This window comes from Pseudooctadecabacter sp. (genome assembly GCF_965657175.1).
GTDB lineage: Bacteria > Pseudomonadota > Alphaproteobacteria > Rhodobacterales > Rhodobacteraceae > Octadecabacter.
On the sequence record NZ_CBFHNH010000015.1, the window covers coordinates 52,368 to 69,645 of the forward strand.

Here is a 17,278-nt window from a genome sequence, read left to right on the forward strand (position 1 = left end):
CGTCTCACCCCGACAAAATTTCCCGAAAATTGCTGAGGACATAAGGAGCAACCGATGGCGGATACGTCCCACGGAACAGGCGGGCTGACGTTCGACAAGACAAAACGGTCCTTGCCCGGTGAGATCAACATCTTTCTGGCTTTGATCATCATCGTGGTGATCTTTGAGGTGCTGGGGCAGGCGTTGCCCTACATGAACGGCCAAAGCTTTCTGTTCGATACCCAAGACCGCTTCGACAGCATTTTCAACGAGGCGCGGTTGCGCATCATTATCCTTCAGGTGTCGATCATCGGCATTATCGCGCTGGGGGTCACACAGGTGATTATCCTCGGCGGGATTGATCTATCCTCCGGCCCCTTGGTGGGGGCGACGGCGATGATCGTGATGTCCTTTGCGCAAACCGAACTGGTCAACGGCAACCCCAACCCCAAAGCCGTGTTTGACTGGGCTTTCGATCTGCCGGTGATCCTGCCGGTGCTGGTGGGCCTTGCTTTTGGTGCGTTCATCGGGGCGATCAACGGGTCGCTCATTGCCTTCACCCGCATCCCGCCATTCATTGCCACCTTGGGCATGTTCCTGATCTGTCGCGGCATTGCACAGGCGTGGACGCGCGGCCAGCCGGTGTCATTCCCGACCGAAAGCTATGCCACCTTGGGCAAATCCATGAACCCTGTGTTCTGGTTCATCGGCCTTGCGATCGTGCTGCACTTCGTCATGAAATACACGCTTTATGGCAAGCACACCTATGCCATCGGATCAAACGAGGACGCGGCGCGGATGTCCGGCATCAACGTCCAGCGCCACAAGGTGCGGGTCTATATGGTGGCGTCCATGCTGGCGGCTTTTGCGGCCATCATCCTGTCGTCCAAGAACCTTACGGCGCAATCCGGCATGGGCATCTTTTACGAACTTTACGCCATCGCCATGGCCGTCATCGGGGGCGTGTCCCTGACCGGTGGGCGCGGTTCGATCATCGGCACGGTGCTTGGCGCCATGGTCTTCGGCGTCATCCAGTCGGGCTTTACCTATGTCAAACTGGACGCTTTCTATCAGCTGATGGCCATGGGGGCGATCATCATCAGCGCCGTGGTCCTTGATAAAATGCGCCAAGAGCGCGCAACATCGCGACGCTGAGGGAGGCTGTCATGAGTGAGATCATTCTAGAAACCAAAGGCCTGACAAAGCACTACGGCGGTGTTGAGGCGCTCAACAACGCCAATTTCACCCTGCACAAGGGTGAACACGTTGCAATTATGGGCGACAACGGCGCGGGCAAGTCCACTTTCGTGCGCCAGATCACCGGCGTGGAACAGCGCACCAGCGGTGACATCGTCTTTGACGGGGCGCCGGTGCATTTTTCGGGCCCCATCGACGCCCGTGAGGCAGGGATCGAAACCGTGTTCCAAACGCTGGCCTTGGCCGACGATCTGGACGTGCCGGACAATCTGTTCCTGGGCCGTGAGATCACCAAATGGAACTGGCTGGGGCCGTTCCGGGTGCTCGATTACAAAGCCATGCGGGCGGCCACCATCGAAGGACTGCAGCGCACGGCGGTGAAAATCCCCAACATCCGCAACACGATCCAGAACATGTCGGGCGGGCAACGTCAGTGTGTGGCGATTGCACGGACGGCGACCTTTGCGTCCAAGCTCACGATCATGGATGAACCCACGGCGGCCCTGGGTGTGCAGGAAACCGAACAGGTGGAAAACATCATCCGCACGCTGAAGGAGGCGGGCGAGCCGCTGATCCTTGTCAGCCACAACATGCGGCAGGTCATGGACCTTATGGACCGGATCGTTGTATTCCGGCGCGGACGGATCGTTGCTGATCTGCGCAAGGAAGAAACGGACGGTCAGGACATCGTCGCCTATATTACGGGCGCGAAGACCCAGCCGCAATTTGAGGGCGCCGCCTAAGTTGGTTGTAACACTGAAAGATGTGGCCGAACGGGCCGGAGTATCCCGGTCGGCCGTATCGCGTACATTTACCGAAGGCGCGTCGGTGTCAGCGCGCACCCGTGAAAAGGTCGAAACCGCGGCTGCGGCCTTGGGCTATAGCCCCAATGCGCTGGCGTCATCCCTGACCACGGGGCGGACAAAAATGATCGGCGTGGTGTCGAACAACTTTCACAACCCCATCTTTCTTGAGGTCTTCGACCTTGTCACCAAAGAGCTTCAGAACCGTGGCCTGCGGCCTTTGTTGGTGAACCTCAGCGATGAAACAGACCCCGCGAAATCCTTGGCCATGTTGCGCCAGTATTCCGTGGATGGTGCGATTGTCGCGTCCTCAACCCTGCCGGTCACATTCGCGGAGGCCTTTCAGGAGGCCGGGCTGACCGTCGTGCATCCCTTTGGCCGCCAGACGGCGGACCCCAAGGTCACGACCATCGGCATCGATAACCATGCCGCAGGCGTGCTGGCTGCCTCCACATTGATCGCGCGCGGTTATCGCCGGATCGCCTTTCTCGGCGGCCCCGAAAGTGCCACATCCACCCAAGACCGCCACGCGGGCTTTCTCGATGAAGTGGCCAAGCATACGGATGTGGAGGCCAACGTCTCCTATGCCGCCAGCTATTCCTTCGAGGGCGGCCGCGATGAAATGCAACGTCTGATTGGCACCGATCTGGCGGAGGCTTATTTTTGCGGTGATGACGTGGTGTCCATCGGCGCGCTGTCCGCATTGCAATCGGCAGGCATCGACGTGCCGGGGCAGGTGGGGCTGATCGGGCTCAATGACATGGAAATGGCCGGTTGGGCCAACATCAACCTGACAACCATTCACAACCCCATCGGGGACATCATCCGCGAAAGCGTCGATTTGATTGCCGAGCAGGTGGGGTCAGGCCCGCGCCCGCCCGAGGCGCGTTTGCACTCAGGCTGGATCGTGGAACGGGGCACCCTGCGACCTTTGCCGCAGGGCTAGGGATTTAGCGGAACATCGGCGGACGGGCATCGACCCATGCGCCCCCGTCTTTGGCAGACGCCACCGACTGATGCACAGCCGCCATGGAACGTAAACCGTCTTCGGCGGTGGGGTAGGCGCCATGGGCCTCCCCTCGGATCGCAGCAGCCAGATCAACGTAGATATTGGCCACAGCCATGGGAAAGCCTTCGGGGTGAGCAATGGCCACACGGCTGAGGCGGCTGGCCTCATCCGACAGCCCGCCTTCGCCCTTTTCCATGATCTGCGTGCGCCCGCCCACGGGCGTGTACATGACTTGGTTGGGCTGCTCGGACAGCCATTTCATACCGCCGGTTTCGCCGAAGACCTGAATGTCAAACCCGTGCTGGCGGCCAATGGCCACTGAAGAGGTCCAAAGCCGCCCCACGGTGCCGCCTTCCATGCGGAAATTGACCATGGCGTCGTCTTCCAGCTCTCGGCTGGGAATGGTTGAGGCAAAATCGGCAGAAAGCGAAGCAACTTCATCGCCTGCAATAAAGCTGGCCATGTGCATCGCATGGATGCCGCAATCGGCAAATTGGCCCGACACACCGGCCATAGCCGGATCATAACGCCAGCGCACACGCGGGTTGTCGGCGTCGGTGGCATCGCCGTGATGGCCGTGGCTGAAATTGGCGACGATCAGACGGACCTTGCCAATCTCGCCCGAGGCCACCATGTGCCGCATTTCGCGCACCATCGGGTAGGCGGAATAGCAGTAATTCACTGCGCAAATCTTGCCCGTGGCGCGCGCGATCTTCACGATCTCCTCACCCTCTTCGACGGTCACGGTCATGGGCTTTTCGCACAGCACATTGAACCCTGCCTCAAGAAAGGATTTGGTGATCTCGAAGTGGGTGGAATTGGGCGTGGCCACGGTCACCAGATCAACGCGGTCATCACGCTTTTGCTCCCCCGCCAGCATCTCACGCCAGTCGCCATAGGCGCGGTCGGCGGCCACGCCGAGACGTTGGGCATAATCGCGCCCGCGGTCCGCGTCGTGATCCAGCGCGCCTGCGGCCAGCACGAAGTTGCCGTCGGCCTGTGCCCCCAAACGGTGCGCCGGCCCGATCTGGCTGCCTTCACCGCCCCCAATCATACCCCAGTTCAATCGTGTCATCTCGTCATCTCCTGTGGGGCGCAGGTCCTTTATTCATCTGGCCCAAAAAACTCTCCCCGAAGGGCCGGTTGGCATCAAAAACCGATGCTCTGCAAATAAGCGCGGTTCAGTTTGGCGTCGTGCAGTGGCGAGGTGTCGCCCGCAGGATCACAATCCTGTTCCACCGTGCACCAGCCCTCAAATCCCGCATCCAGCAACACCTGCCGCACGGCGGGGAAATCCACATCTCCGTCGCCCAGATTGCAGAAAATGCCCTGCCCGCAGGCGGTATAGAAGTCCGTGCGTTTGGCCACGACATCGGCCTTCACGGTCGGGTCGATGTCCTTGAAGTGCATATAGCTGATGCGGTCGATGTGCTTTTTCATAAAAGCCACCGGGTCATAACCCGCATAGGAATGGTGGCCCGTGTCAAAACAGATTTTCAGAATGGCCTCGTCGACCTCATCCAGCAGGCGTTCCAGTTCAGGCTCAAAATCAATGAAACCTGCGGCATGGGCGTGCATGCCCACGGTCAGGCCATATTCCTCAGCGCCCATTTTGGCGACGGTCGCGATGCGGTCGCGAAAGGCGGCCCATTCGGCGGCGTCCATCTGTTCGGCCTCACCCGCGCGGCCCGCCGTCGGGGCGCGGCGCGGTGAGATGCTGTCGATCAGCACCAGATGCTGCGCGCCGTGCGCTTTGAGGGCCTTGCAGGTGCGCACGGCCCCGTCCATCACATCATCCCAAGCGTCTGGATCGTGAAACGGGCGGAAGACCACACCCCCGACGAGTTCTTGATCAAATTCTTCCAATGCGTCGGACAGGATCGCCGGATCCTCGGGCATGAAGCCCACGGGGCCCAATTCGATCCCCTTGAAACCTGCGGCGGCGTTTTCCTCAAGCACCTTGCGCCAAGCAGGGTTGCGGGGGTCGTCTGCGAATTCAACACCCCAAGAACAGGGCGCATTTCCGATTTTAATCATGTCTGTTGTACCTTTAGTAATCTGCGACGTTGACCCAAGTGCCCGCAGCACTTGAGGCGAGTGTGGCGGCAACGATGCGGTTGACCTCAAGCCCTTCGCGGAACGTGGGCCAGACGGCACGCTTTTCCGCGATAGCCGTCAGGAAATCCTTGGCCTCGATGATGATCTGGTCCTGATAGCCGGTGCCATGGCCCGGCCCCTGACAAAACGGCAGGTAATCGGGGTGTTCCGGTCCGGTCAGGATTTTGCGAAAGCCGCGTTCGGCCTCAGGCCCTTCGGTCGTGTACAGCCACAGGGCGTTCTGGTCTTCCTGATCGAAACGGATGTGGCCGTGGGTGCCGTGGATTTCATAGGCGTAGCCCATCTTGCGGCCCGTGGCGACGCGGCTGAAGAACATGTGTCCCTGCACGCCGCTCTCAAAGGTGCACATCATCTGCGCCTGATCGTCGTTGGTGACGGGTTCACCCGCACGGGTGGGGTGGACGGTCTGTACCATCGCGTTGAGCGTCGTGATCGGCCCCATCAAGGCCCGTGCGCAGTTGATCATATGCGGGGCCAGATCGCCCATGCAGCCATTGGCAGCACCTTGCCCGCGCCAGCCGCCTATCTCGGGATCCGCGAAGAAATCTTCGGTCATTTCACCGCGAAACCATGTTACTTTGCCGATGCGGCCTTCGTCCAGCAGTTTGCGCACGTATTGCGTGGCGGGGGTGCGCACGTAGTTGAAACCGACCATGTTGGCCACGCCCGCAGCCTCCGCCGCATCGACCATGGATTGGCTTTCGGCCACGGATACGCCCAACGGCTTTTCACAGAGCACCGGCTTTCCAGCGGCAAAGGCGGCCAATGCGATGTCGTGGTGGGTCGCTTGGGGGGAGGCGATGACGATGGCCTCAACCTGCGCGTCGGCCACCATGACACGCCAGTCGGATGTTGCCTTTTCAAAGCCATACGTCTGGCGGTAACGTTCCGCGCTTTCATCGCTGGACGCACAGATATGCACCAGTTTCGGGCGCAATGCCGTGTCGAAAACACTGGCCACAGCGGCAAAGGCGACAGAATGTGCCTTACCCATATAACCGCCGCCGACGACGCCAATTCCGATATCTGCCATGATGCCCTCGACTGATGTTTGCAACCGGTTGCAAAATGGGTAGCTGGCTTTGGTGCATTTGGTCAATAGCAATAATGCGCAGGGGTCGGATTGGGCGTGTGGTCGCGAAACGCATTGGGTGCATCAAGGTGCGGCACAGACCGTCGAAGTGCCTAAATAAAGGGCGCAAATATTTGAAAAAATTGCCCATTTCGACGTCATCCTTGTCTTTCGGATCATATGCCCCGAAGCTAAGACATGGTTAATCCGGAAAAGTTTTACGATGAGATGATCGGCGACGGGGCCCCGCGCGGGCCTTATGTCAAATACGGGTCTTGGTTTTCGGCGCAGGATGCCACCCGTTTGGCCCAGAAAACCCAAGAGGCCGAGGGCTTTTTCCGCCGCGCCGGAATCACATTCAATGTCTACGGGCAGGCGGATGCGGAAGAACGGCTGATCCCCTTTGATCTGGTGCCGCGCATTTTGTCCAACAGCGAATGGACCAAGCTGGCCCGTGGCGTTGAACAACGGGTGCGTGCCATTAACGCGTTTCTGCATGACATCTACAACCGGCAGGAAATCCTGCGTGCGGGGATCGTGCCCACATCCCTGATCGCGCAAAACGATGCGTTTCTGCCGCAAATGATGGATTTCACACCGCCCGGCGGTGTCTACACCCACATTGTCGGCACGGATATCGTGCGCACCGGCAAGGATGAATTCTATGTCCTTGAGGACAATGCCCGGACCCCCTCAGGGGTGAGCTATATGCTCGAGAACCGTGAGACGATGCTGCAAATGTTTCCGGAGCTGTTCAGTCAGATCAAGGTGCAGCGCGTCAGCGATTACCCCAAAAACCTGCGCGCATCCCTAGAGGCCTCCGCCCCGCGCAACTGTGAGGGGCGACCGTTTGTGGTGGTCCTGACGCCGGGGATTCACAATTCGGCCTATTATGAACACAGCTTTCTGGCCGACCAGATGGGGGTGGAGCTGGTCGAGGGGCATGATCTGCGGATCGTGGATGGCAAAATCGCCGTGCGCACGACGCGCGGCTACCGTACGGTTGATGTGATTTACCGGCGGGTCGATGATGAATTTCTGGACCCGCTGACGTTCAACCCCACGTCCATGCTGGGCGTACCCGGCATCATGGATGTCTACCGCGCAGGCAATATCACCATTGCCAATGCGCCCGGAACGGGGGTGGCGGACGACAAAGCGATCTACAGCTATATGCCTGAGATTGTTGAGTTTTACACCGGTGAAAAGGCGATCCTGAAGAACGTCGAAACCCATAGGTGTTCCGAACCCGAGACGCTGAAATATGTCCTCGATAACCTTGCGGATCTGGTGGTCAAAGAGGTGCACGGGTCGGGTGGCTACGGGATGTTGGTGGGGCCTGCGGCCTCGCGCCAAGAGATCGAGGATTTCCGCGCCAAACTCAAGGCGCGCCCCGCCAATTACATCGCTCAACCCACGTTGAGCCTGTCCACTGTGCCGATTTTCACGGAGGCCGGTCTGGCCCCGCGCCATGTAGATTTGCGGCCCTTCGCGCTGATGTCGCCGGGGTCGGTTGATATCGCGCCGGGCGGGTTGACGCGCGTGGCCCTGACCGAGGGCAGCCTTGTGGTGAATTCCAGCCAAGGGGGCGGCACCAAGGACACTTGGGTGCTGGAGGACTGATATGCTGGGCAAGACCGCAGGTGGATTATACTGGATGTTCAGAGGGTTGGAGCGCGCAGAGAACACCGCGCGCCTGATCGAGGCCGGCTTTCGGATTGCTCTCACGCGCTCTTCCGACCCGACGTCGGACTGGCAGTCTGTCATCGTGACTTCGGCCCAGCAAGCGGGGTATCTGGCGCAATACGACAGCTATACCAGCCAGAACGTTTGCGATTTTCTCCTGCGGGAGCCGTCGAACCCAAGTTCGGTCTTATCGGTCGTCAAAGCGGCCCGTGACAACGCGCGGCTGGTGCGTACGGCACTCACGACCGAGGTATGGTGCGCGGTCAATGAGACGTGGATGGTCCTGACAGAGCTGTTGAAAAAGCCCATCGCGGAAGAGGATGTGCCCCAAACCTTGGAGGCCATTCGCCAGCAATCGGCGCTGGTGCGCGGGGCGTTGCATGGCACAATGCTGCGCAATGACATCTACAATTTCTGCCGCCTTGGAACCTTCATTGAACGGGCTGACAGCACCGCGCGCATCATCGATGTGAAATACCACGCGCTGTTGCCGTCACCGTCCTTTGTGGGCAGCCGCTTGGACAATGTTCAGTGGGAAATGGTGCTGCGATCGGTGTCGGGCCACCGGTCGTTCCGCCATGCGGTCGAGGGCGATTACAACGCGGCCAACATCGTGCAGTTCTTGATGCTGGATGCGCGGTTCCCGAGGTCTTTGGCCTTTTGCGCGGGTGCGATAGTGGAAAACCTTGATCTTTTGGCGAAAGACTACGGCGGGCACAGCGACAGTCTGGCTGCGGCACAGGCGTTGCACGCGCGCTGCGCGGGCCGCGATGTGTCTTCGATTTTTGAGGAGGGGCTGCATGAATATACCACTCAGGCCATTCTGGATATCGCGATGATCGGCGGGATGATCGAACAGCAATACAGGTTTATTCAGTAAATGCGGATCAAGGTTTCTCATCAGACGGTCTATACCTACGCCGAACCCGTTCTAGGCGCTTTGCAGCAGGTGCGGCTGTGGCCCACAGATGGCCCGATGCAAACCGTGACCGACTGGGCCGTGCACGTGGACGGCGGCACCGTTGAAGCCGGATACAGCGATCATCACGGCAATCAGGTGCGGCTGGTGTGCGCCGAAGAAGGCGTGCAATCCCTGACCATTTCGGTGGAGGGAGAGGTTGAAACCCGTGACACTTCCGGCATTTTGGGTTCGGTCTATGGCCGCGCCCCTTTGTGGTATTTTCAGCAACCCACCGCGATGACCAAAGCGGAAACGGGCGTGCAGGCGCTGACGGACGGTGTGCGGGATGTGACCGGTGATTTGGACAGATATCATGCGCTGTCAAAGGCCATTCTGGGCAAGGTCGCCTATGAACTGGACCAGACCAACCCCGATACCACCGCCGAGGACGCCGTTGCGCAAGGCCGTGGTGTCTGTCAGGACCACGCCAATATTTTTGTGGCCGCCGCCCGTCATCTGGGGGCGCCCGCGCGCTATGTCAGCGGGTATCTGTTTATGGACGACCGCGTGGCGCAGGACGCAAGCCATGCCTGGGCTGAGGTCCACGTGGAGGGCCTTGGCTGGGTCGGGTTTGATGTGTCGAACCAGATTTGTCCTGATGAACGCTACGTTCGGCTTGCCATTGGCCGAGATGCCAAGGATGCAGCCCCCATATCAGGGCTGCGTATGGGGCAGGGGGATGAGAACCTCGTTGTGTCTTTGCAGGTGCAGCAGTAGGTATTTCGCCAGACCACTTTAGGGATTCCCCATGACGTATTGCGTCGCTATGCGCCTGAACCGCGGGCTTGTGTTCATGTCCGACACACGCACCAACGCAGGCGTCGACAACTTCGCCTCAACCCGCAAGATGTTCAATTTCAACGTTGCAGGCGAACGCAACATCACATTGATGACCGCCGGCAATCTGGCCACCACGCAGGCGATGATCAGCCTGCTTGAGGAACGCACGCAGGCCGTCGATGACCGTGATCCGTCCATCCTCAGCCAGCCGACTATGTTTCAGGTTGCGCGGCTTGTGGGGGCCACCTTGAAAGAGGTGATTTCCTATTCCGCGCCGGGCGGTCCGGCCTCCGCCGATGCGTTTGGAGCGTCGATCATCGTAGGCGGGCAGATCGCCGGCGGACAGCCCACGATATTTTTGGTCTACCCTGAGGGGAACTTCATCGAAGTGTCGGAGGACACGCCGTTTTTCCAGATTGGGGAGACGAAGTACGGCAAGCCCATTCTGGTACGCGCCTTTGACCCCGATCTGACGTTCGAAGACGCCATGAAGCTGTTGTTGGTGTCCTTTGACAGCACGGTGAAATCCAATCTGTCGGTGGGGCTGCCCTTTGATGTGCATCTGTTTGAGGATGGCATGTACGACGGGTCCAGACGGACACGGATCGAGGCGGATGATCCTGTTTACCGCGCCATATCCACCGGCTGGGGCGAGGCGTTGAAGACCGCGCTGGACCAACTGCCCACCTATGAGATTGCGTCAGACGAGGTCTGACAGCTTCATCCTCTGGATTTTGCCGGACGGGCCTTTTGGCAGTTCGGGCAGAAAGTGGATGCAATCGGGTGATTTGAATTTGCCCAGACGGTCGTGACACAGCGCAATCAGCGCGTCTTCCGACACGGTTGAACCGGGCCGGATCGCCACAGCGGCCTCAACCGTTTCGCCATAGCTTTTGCACGGGCGCGCGAAGGCGGCGGCTTCGATGATGTCGGGTTCGGAATAGAGGACTTCGTCAATTTCACGCGGTGCAATGTTTTCACCGCCCTTGATGATAAGCTCCTTCAGGCGACCGGTGACATAGACATAGCCGTCAGCGTCCATATGCCCCAAATCGCCGGTGCGCAGCCAGTCACCGGCAAAGGTTTTGGCCGTGGCATCGGGGTTGCGCAGATATTCGGCCATGACGTTGGGCCCACGCACGGCGATCTCACCGCTTTGCAGGGGTGGGGCTGGGGTCAGCTCCGGCGTGAGGATGCGCACGTCATTGCCATAGGCCACCCCGGGGGAGCCGATCTTGCGTGTGCCCGGCGGCAAGGGGTTTGACAAAATCTGGGCGGCGGTTTCTGTCAGCCCCATGGTTTCGACAATGGGCACGCCAAAGCGGTCCTCAAACGCCTGTTGCGTTTCCACCGCCAACGCCGAGGACGCGGACCGGCCAAACCGCAGGCGCGCGCGCGTGGCCGCGTCGGGGACTGTGTCACTGTGCAACAGGTGGCTGATGATTGTGGGCACCACAGAAAACCACGTGATCTGTGATGACCCGGCCTGATCCCAGAACCGGCTGGCTGAAAATTTCGCCGTCATCGCCAAGGACCCGCCCGACACCAGCGCGCCCATCATCGTCACGCACAGCCCGTTGATGTGATAAATCGGCAGGACGCAAAACCCGCGATCCTGCGGGGTCAATGCATGGGCGAGGGCCGCTGTCCAACCGCCTGCCAGAAGGCTCGCATGGGTGTGCACAACGCCTTTGGGCGTTCCTGTGGTGCCGGACGTATACATCAATAAAGCATGGGCCGTGGCGTCAAATGCCGGAATATCCTGCGGCTTACCCAACATATCGGCGCTGATGATGCGCAGCCCGTCTGGGGCGACATCGCGGATCGTGGCGGTCTGGCTGTCATGGACAAAGGCGAAACGCGCACCGGAATGATCAAGTGCATAGGCGATGGCGCTGGGGCCGGCGGCAAGATTGATCATCGTGGCGCGAAACCCGCCATAAAGAGCCGCATAAAGCGCCAGCACCCCCTCGCGTCCGTTGGGATGGACGATGGCGATGCTTTCGCCTTGGGCGACGCCCAAACCAGTCAGCCCACGGGCCATGTCGCGCGCGGTGTCGCGTAGGTCTTTCCATGTCAGCGTGTCGTCGGTTTCGGGAAAAACCAGCGCCACACCACCCGCCGCTGCACGTGCGTCCAGCCAGTCGCGCACCGTGCCTTGGGGAGGGGCCGCAGGATCGAAGATCATCGGCCGGCCGCGTCCCAATAGGCGCCAAAAATCTCATCCAGTGACGGTTCATTTTTGGGGATTTCGCGCACGATCTTCGTGGTCTGGATAAAGTGGCGCCAATGCACATTCGTGTCGATGGAATTGCCGCCCCAAGACCCGCAGCCCATGGACAGCGAAAAGGGCATGCCATTGGTGAACGACCCACCGGTGGCAAACGTATGCGCCTGATTGACGATGACCCGACTGGTGGGGACGGCCTGTGCCAGGATCAGCGGGCGGTCGTCGGTGGTTGTGTGGATGCCAACGGAATGACCGGCCCCTTGGTGCAGTTCAATCTCGCGCGTGATGCGGACCGCATCATCGAAATCGCGGGCGCGGTAGACGGCCAAGACGCGGGACAGTTTTTCGCCCGACAACGGATGATCGGGGCCGATGCCTGCGGTTTCAACGGCGATATATTCGGTGCCTTCGGGGACGTCATCTGTCAGGCCCAAGGCGTCGATCATGTCCTTGGCGTCTTGCGCAATGGCGCGCGGGTTAAGGTGGCCCTTGACCCAAAGCCCGTCTGTGATCTTTGCCTCATCCGCAATCAACGCACCACCTGTGCGGGCCATTTCCGAAACGAAGGCGTCATAGATCGCGTCGACCACCACCACGGCGTTTTCAGAGGAACAGGAGGTCGCGTTGTCAAAACACTTGGAGGCTTGGATTTTGTCGGCGGCGGCGGCCAGATCGGCGGTTTCATCAACGATCACCGCCACATTGCCCGCGCCCACAGCCAAGGCGGGCGTGCCAGAGGTATAGGCGCGGCGCACGTTGTTTTGGCTGCCGGTGACGACAATCAGGTCGGCTGTTTCCAGCAGGCGCTGGGTCTTTTCCTTGGATCCGCGCCCCGGGATCATTTGCACCAGATCACGGTCGATGCCCAGTTTGTCGAATTCCGCGTGAATGTAGCCCACCAGTGCCTCACACGTCGGCACCCCTTTGGGGGAGGGGGACACAACGATCGCGTTGCCGCATTTGAGAGCGTTGATGATGTTGTTGGCAGGCGTGGCACCGGGGTTGGTGGAGGGCACGACCGCCCCGATCACCCCAATGGGCCGCGCGATTTCGGTGATGCCACTCGCAGGGTTGTGGCCCACGACGCCGTGGGTCGCGGCGTCTTTGATATCGCGCATCAGGCCCAGCGTCTTGCGGTGGTTCTTGGTGATTTTGTCGGGCACATTGCCAAGGCCCGTTGTTTCGACCGCCAGTTCGGCCAGATGGCGGTTGCGGGCGGGTTCCATGATCGCCCAAGCGGCGGCTTGGGCGGCTTGGTCATAGGCCAGCTGTGATCCATCGGCCTCATACGCGGCCTGTGCGGCGCGGGCGCGGGCGACGATGGTATCGACATCTTGGATGGGATCAGCGGCGGTCATGACAAAAAATTCCTGAAGGGGTCTGCGCAGCGCCACGCGGGCAGCGCTGCGCGATGGGTCTTAGAGGTCCGCCAGAAGCTCTTCCAGCGTTTCCTGACGTGCGGCCCACATTTCAAGCACCTCATCACGGGTCATGATGTGCATGGGCGATCCGCCTGCGGCCATACGGCTTTGGACACGGCCGTTTTCAAACATCGCGGGCACGGTTTCGGCCAGTTTGTCGATGATGTCTTGCGGTGTGCCGGCAGGCACCATCACGCCACGGAAATTCACCGAGGCGTTGTCGATGTCATAGCCCTGTTCCATCATTGTCGGCACGTCTGGCAAAAATTCTGCGTTGCGTTCCAGATCAAAGATGCCAAGGATTTTGACATTGCCCGCCGCCTGCGCGCGGAAGGCGTCAGACAGGTTGTTCACGCCGCCCAGAACCTCGCCCGAGATGACGGCGCGCATCGCACCGGCACCGCCTGCGTTGTTGGGAATATAGGCCAGTTCGACACCGGCGGCCTTTTCGAGCTGCAAGGCTGCGATGTGGTGACCCACAAACAGACCCGCACCCGAGAACGTAAGCCCGCCGGGGTTGTCCTTGGCGTAGGCCACAACGTCGTCCATGGAATTGAAATCGCTGTCCGCGCCCACGACAAACACAGCCGGGTCTGCACCCCAATTGGCGATAGGTTCAAAACTATCGGTGGAATAGCTGACACCGCCTTCGATGGATTGGGCGATGAAGTGGGGGATGTTGTAGGCGCCCAAGGTATAGCCGTCTCCCTCGGCTTCCGTGGCGAACCAGTTCCAGCCCACGCGGCCGCCTGCTCCGGGGCGATTGACGATCGCGATGGGCATGCCCAGCGCGTCTTCATTGCCAGCGGTCATCGTCACGATGCGCGCCTGAAAGTCCGTGGCCCCGCCCGCACCATAGCTGACCATCATCATGATGGGCCGGTCCGGATAATCCGCATGTCCGTCCGCAAAGGCGGGGCCGGTTGCGGCCATCAGGGCCAATGCGGCCCCTGCGATCCATTTCTTCATTGGTTTCTCCTCCCTAAGGTTAAATCTGCCGCCCTTGATGGACGATCAGAAAAGGACCTCTCGCGGTGTGAACACGTTCAGCAGTTGCGCGAAAAGGCCATACATGACCGCCATAAACCCGGCGGTGATCAAAATGCGTTTGCCCCAGCTTTTGGCCGACCCATGCGGGGCCGGATCGTAGAGCGAGACAAGGATGAAAAAGGCAATCGTCGTGGCGGTGTAGAACCCCAGCCCCTTGGCCGCCCAGAAGATGTAGATGACGGCCACGATCAGGCCGGGGGCCATATTGCGCATGGACGTCGCTGAAAGACCGTTGCCGACCTTGGTGCGGCCCATCAGGGCTTTCACAAAGGTCCAGATCGCCAAAACCGCAAAAACCGATGAGATCAGGCGCGGAAAGATGAAGGCGTCAGCGGGCTCTTGGGTGAAGCTGATCCATGCAACAGTGACGCCGACGGCGGCAATCACGCCTGAGGCCGCGATGTGCTGGTTGCGGGGCAGGTCGGATGTGCCGCGGCTCATGACAGGGCCTCCTCTTTGGCGACGGCATCGTCTTTGGTGGTGTAGCGGCGCTGGGCGATTTCCATCCAGATCGAATAGCTGACCGAGGCAAACACAATCGCGATCAGCAGCCAGTTCAGCCAGCCGGTAAAGAAATAGGTGGCTTGTCCTACGGTGGCATTGGCGATCATCGACCCTTGGATAAAGTTCGCCTCAGCGATGGGGCCAAGGATCAGGCCGAGGACCAAGGGCGCTGCTGAAAAGCCGAAGCGTTCAAGGAAATACATGGCGAGGCCAAGGCTCGCCATGACGTAGACATCGCCCATGGAATTCTGGACCGAGTAGCTGCCGAAGACCGCAAGGCCCAACACAATCGCGGCCATAACCGCATGGGGCACCCGCGCGACCGACGCGGCGAGCCCTGCGATATACAGCCCGAAGATGCACATCAAAAGCTGGCCGATCAGCATACTGTCGATGAATGTCCACGCCACTTGGGGGTAGTTCATGAACAGGTCCGGGCCGGGGAAAATTCCGTGGATCAACAGCCCGCCCAACAACACGGCGGCCGTGGGCGATCCGGGGATCGACAGGGTCAGCAGTGGCACCAGCGACGGGCCGACCATCGCGTTGTTGGCGGATTCCGCGGCAATGACGCCCTCGGAATGGCCGGTCCCGAATTTCTGGGGTTCATTGCTGAATTTCTTGGATTGGTCATAGGCCACCAGCCCTGCGATCTGCCCACCAACGCCGGGGATCAGCCCAATGATGGACCCTGTGATGGTGCCGATGGCCAGTGCGGTCTTGCGTTTGAAGACCTCAACAAACGCCAACCGGATGGGGTGTTTCTTGACGGTGATCACCTCGGCATCGTCGGACCGGCGGCCTTTGGTGAACATGGTGATCACCTGCGGGATGGCGAACAGCCCGATGAGGGCAGGGATCACGTTGATCCCGCCAGACACCGCTGGGTGAAAAATGAACCGCTGCGCGCCCATAATGTCGTCAAACCCGATGGTCGCCAGCCACAGCCCGATACAGCCCGACAGCAAACCTTTGACGACGGAACTGCTGTCCAAGGTGCCAATCACTGTCACCCCAAGGATCGCCAGCCAGAACAGATGCGACGGGCCAAAGGCCAGCGCCCACTGGGCCAAAACAGGCGTGAGGAAAATCAGCAAGAACACCCCGAATAATCCGCCGATTGCGGAGGCAATGAACGACAGCTGAAGCGCCTTGGCGCCTTCGCCTTTGGTGGCCATGGTGTGCCCGTCCAGAGTGGTGGCGATGTTGGCAGGTGCTCCGGGAATCTTCAGCAAGATCGCACTCACCGCGCCGCCTGCCACAGTCGACGTATAGGCCGCCCCCAAAAGGATCAGCCCCTGCTGGGGTTCCAGTTTGAAGGTGAACGGGATCAACAAGGCCACAGCCATGGTGGGCGACAGACCGGGTGTCGCCCCAAGGATCAAGCCGCCGATGGTTCCCAGCAACAGCAGACCAAAATTGATGGGTGTAAAGACGTCACCCATATAGAACAAAAAGTCCATCTCGCCCCGGCGCCTCCCACACTTCGGCTTGACCATCCACGCTAGGGGATGAAAATAGTTTTGCAAATGTTTTCATAAATTGGCGAAAGACGTGGCCCAGACATCTGATAAAAAACAGAAAAAAGCGGATATTCTGGATGTGGCAAAGGCCGCGCGCGTCTCTGCATCAACGGTGTCGCGTTACTTCAATCACCCCGAGCTTTTGAAACCGGCGACCCGCAAACGCATCGATTCCGCTGTCCGGCGGACGGGGTATATCCGAAATCGGGCCGCGCAGACGATCCATGGCATCCGGTCGGGCACGATTGGCGTGATCGTGCCAACCCTGGACCACGCAATTTTTGCGGAAGTGGTGCAGGCCTTCTCCGACACCGTGGCCGAGCAGGGGTTCACCATTCTGCTGGCGTCCCACGGATACGACCAACAACGTGAATATGCGATTTTGCGGAAGTTTCTGGAGCATCGGGTCGATGGGGTCGTGTTGACCGGTCTGGATCACGACGACGCCGTGTTTCAATTGCTGGACAGCCAACATATTCCCGCCGTGCTGATGTGGAACTACGCGCCACGGTCTCGCTATCCGGCGATCGGGGCGGACAATGCCTTGGCAGGGCGTTTGATTGCCGAGCATGTCTTGTCGCTGGGCCATACCAACATCGCCTGCATGTTTCCGCCCACGGGCGGAAATGACCGCGCCCAAGACCGGCGCCAAGGCGTGCTGGGCGCGTTGCAAACCGCAGGTATCGACCTGCCTGAGGCGTGGTCCTTACAAACCGTCTACAGCATCTCGGCGTCGAAAAAAGACGCCAGTGCGTTGTTTTCACCGAGAAACCGCCCCACAGCATTGATCTGTGGGAATGATATTCTGGCGACAGGGGCTTTGTATGGGGCTGCGGCCTGCGGGCTGCGTGTGCCGGAAGACGTGACAATTGTGGGGATCGGTGACTTCAAAGGTTCGGCGGAAATCGAACCGGCGATCACCACGGTCAGGTTGCCTGCGCGCAC

16 protein-coding genes are annotated in these 17,278 nt (G+C 59.9%); 8 read left to right on the forward strand and 8 right to left on the reverse strand.

From position 1 onward, the window contains the following. Positions 1 to 54: 54 nt before the first annotated feature. From ACTG36_RS12535 to ACTG36_RS12545, 3 genes are read left to right on the forward strand one after another with little or no spacing between them, the layout of a single operon-like run. Positions 55 to 1,134 carry an ABC transporter permease gene (locus ACTG36_RS12535; protein ID WP_375280361.1) on the forward strand — a complete coding sequence of 360 codons (1,080 nt, stop codon included), beginning with the start codon at positions 55 to 57 and terminating at the stop codon, positions 1,132 to 1,134. An 11-nt stretch (positions 1,135 to 1,145) separates the two neighbouring features. Further along, positions 1,146 to 1,919, forward strand: coding sequence for an ATP-binding cassette domain-containing protein (locus ACTG36_RS12540; RefSeq protein ID WP_375280362.1), 774 nt, complete (start codon positions 1,146 to 1,148; stop codon positions 1,917 to 1,919). Between the two features lies 1 nt (position 1,920). Further along, positions 1,921 to 2,925 (forward strand): LacI family DNA-binding transcriptional regulator, encoded by a 1,005-nt coding sequence (locus ACTG36_RS12545; protein WP_375280363.1) that lies wholly within the window; start codon positions 1,921 to 1,923, stop codon positions 2,923 to 2,925. Between the two features lie 4 nt (positions 2,926 to 2,929). Here ACTG36_RS12545 and ACTG36_RS12550 read toward each other — a convergent pair whose 3' ends face one another. From ACTG36_RS12550 to ACTG36_RS12560, 3 genes are all read right to left on the reverse strand, one after another. After that, positions 2,930 to 4,063 (reverse strand): Gfo/Idh/MocA family protein, encoded by a 1,134-nt coding sequence (locus ACTG36_RS12550; protein WP_375280364.1) that lies wholly within the window; start codon positions 4,061 to 4,063, stop codon positions 2,930 to 2,932. A gap of 74 nt (positions 4,064 to 4,137) precedes the next feature. After that, a complete protein-coding gene (locus tag ACTG36_RS12555) occupies positions 4,138 to 5,025 on the reverse strand; it encodes a TIM barrel protein (protein ID WP_375280365.1) in 888 nt (295 codons plus the stop codon). Positions 5,026 to 5,038: 13 nt separating this feature from the next. Further along, on the reverse strand, positions 5,039 to 6,139 hold the full coding sequence (locus tag ACTG36_RS12560) for a Gfo/Idh/MocA family protein (protein WP_375280366.1): 1,101 nt from the start codon (positions 6,137 to 6,139) through the stop codon (positions 5,039 to 5,041). Positions 6,140 to 6,376: 237 nt separating this feature from the next. On the opposite strand from ACTG36_RS12560, the gene ACTG36_RS12565 reads away from it, so the two are divergent. From ACTG36_RS12565 to ACTG36_RS12580, 4 genes are read left to right on the forward strand one after another with little or no spacing between them, the layout of a single operon-like run. After that, positions 6,377 to 7,801, forward strand: coding sequence for a circularly permuted type 2 ATP-grasp protein (locus ACTG36_RS12565; protein WP_375280367.1), 1,425 nt, complete (start codon positions 6,377 to 6,379; stop codon positions 7,799 to 7,801). 1 nt (position 7,802) lies between these two features. Continuing rightward, complete coding sequence (locus ACTG36_RS12570) at positions 7,803 to 8,744, forward strand: alpha-E domain-containing protein (protein WP_375280368.1); 942 nt, start codon at positions 7,803 to 7,805, stop codon at positions 8,742 to 8,744. Next, complete coding sequence (locus ACTG36_RS12575; protein ID WP_375280369.1) at positions 8,745 to 9,542, forward strand: transglutaminase family protein; 798 nt, start codon at positions 8,745 to 8,747, stop codon at positions 9,540 to 9,542. A gap of 31 nt (positions 9,543 to 9,573) precedes the next feature. Next, positions 9,574 to 10,320 carry a peptidase gene (locus ACTG36_RS12580; protein WP_375280370.1) on the forward strand — a complete coding sequence of 249 codons (747 nt, stop codon included), beginning with the start codon at positions 9,574 to 9,576 and terminating at the stop codon, positions 10,318 to 10,320. Here ACTG36_RS12580 and ACTG36_RS12585 read toward each other — a convergent pair. The 5 genes from ACTG36_RS12585 to ACTG36_RS12605 are packed head-to-tail and all read right to left on the reverse strand — an operon-like array spanning position 10,306 to position 16,273. Then, the gene (locus ACTG36_RS12585; RefSeq protein WP_439142508.1) at positions 10,306 to 11,793 is read right to left on the reverse strand and encodes a class I adenylate-forming enzyme family protein; all 1,488 of its coding nucleotides are present in this window, start codon (positions 11,791 to 11,793) and stop codon (positions 10,306 to 10,308) included. The two genes, ACTG36_RS12580 and ACTG36_RS12585, sit on opposite strands and share 15 nt — an antisense overlap. Beyond that, complete coding sequence (gene sauS, locus ACTG36_RS12590) at positions 11,790 to 13,193, reverse strand: acylating sulfoacetaldehyde dehydrogenase (RefSeq protein WP_375282186.1); 1,404 nt, start codon at positions 13,191 to 13,193, stop codon at positions 11,790 to 11,792. The genes ACTG36_RS12585 and sauS overlap by 4 nt, the downstream gene beginning before the upstream one ends. 60 nt (positions 13,194 to 13,253) lie before the next feature. Next, on the reverse strand, positions 13,254 to 14,225 hold the full coding sequence (locus ACTG36_RS12595) for a tripartite tricarboxylate transporter substrate binding protein (protein WP_375282187.1): 972 nt from the start codon (positions 14,223 to 14,225) through the stop codon (positions 13,254 to 13,256). A gap of 45 nt (positions 14,226 to 14,270) precedes the next feature. After that, positions 14,271 to 14,747, reverse strand: coding sequence for a tripartite tricarboxylate transporter TctB family protein (locus tag ACTG36_RS12600; protein ID WP_375282188.1), 477 nt, complete (start codon positions 14,745 to 14,747; stop codon positions 14,271 to 14,273). After that, positions 14,744 to 16,273: a tripartite tricarboxylate transporter permease gene (locus ACTG36_RS12605; protein WP_375282189.1), complete on the reverse strand. Its 1,530-nt coding sequence runs from the start codon at positions 16,271 to 16,273 to the stop codon at positions 14,744 to 14,746. Before ACTG36_RS12605 ends, ACTG36_RS12600 begins: the two co-directional genes overlap by 4 nt. A 91-nt stretch (positions 16,274 to 16,364) precedes the next feature. Here ACTG36_RS12605 and ACTG36_RS12610 point away from each other — a divergent pair. Next, a partial coding sequence (locus tag ACTG36_RS12610; RefSeq protein ID WP_439142512.1) for a LacI family DNA-binding transcriptional regulator occupies positions 16,365 to 17,278 on the forward strand: 914 nt, incomplete at its 3' end.

Coding starts and splice junctions, on each gene's coding strand:
- sauS (WP_375282186.1), bottom strand. CDS start 13,193: ATGACCGCCGCTGATCCCATCCAAGATGTCGATACCATCGTCGCCCGC.
- ACTG36_RS12565 (WP_375280367.1), top strand. CDS start 6,377: ATGGTTAATCCGGAAAAGTTTTACGATGAGATGATCGGCGACGGGGCC.
- ACTG36_RS12550 (WP_375280364.1), bottom strand. CDS start 4,063: ATGACACGATTGAACTGGGGTATGATTGGGGGCGGTGAAGGCAGCCAG.
- ACTG36_RS12605 (WP_375282189.1), bottom strand. CDS start 16,273: ATGGACTTTTTGTTCTATATGGGTGACGTCTTTACACCCATCAATTTT.
- ACTG36_RS12540 (WP_375280362.1), top strand. CDS start 1,146: ATGAGTGAGATCATTCTAGAAACCAAAGGCCTGACAAAGCACTACGGC.
- ACTG36_RS12580 (WP_375280370.1), top strand. CDS start 9,574: ATGACGTATTGCGTCGCTATGCGCCTGAACCGCGGGCTTGTGTTCATG.
- ACTG36_RS12560 (WP_375280366.1), bottom strand. CDS start 6,139: ATGGCAGATATCGGAATTGGCGTCGTCGGCGGCGGTTATATGGGTAAG.
- ACTG36_RS12595 (WP_375282187.1), bottom strand. CDS start 14,225: ATGAAGAAATGGATCGCAGGGGCCGCATTGGCCCTGATGGCCGCAACC.
- ACTG36_RS12535 (WP_375280361.1), top strand. CDS start 55: ATGGCGGATACGTCCCACGGAACAGGCGGGCTGACGTTCGACAAGACA.
- ACTG36_RS12575 (WP_375280369.1), top strand. CDS start 8,745: ATGCGGATCAAGGTTTCTCATCAGACGGTCTATACCTACGCCGAACCC.
- ACTG36_RS12570 (WP_375280368.1), top strand. CDS start 7,803: ATGCTGGGCAAGACCGCAGGTGGATTATACTGGATGTTCAGAGGGTTG.
- ACTG36_RS12585 (WP_439142508.1), bottom strand. CDS start 11,793: ATGATCTTCGATCCTGCGGCCCCTCCCCAAGGCACGGTGCGCGACTGG.
- ACTG36_RS12600 (WP_375282188.1), bottom strand. CDS start 14,747: ATGAGCCGCGGCACATCCGACCTGCCCCGCAACCAGCACATCGCGGCC.
- ACTG36_RS12555 (WP_375280365.1), bottom strand. CDS start 5,025: ATGATTAAAATCGGAAATGCGCCCTGTTCTTGGGGTGTTGAATTCGCA.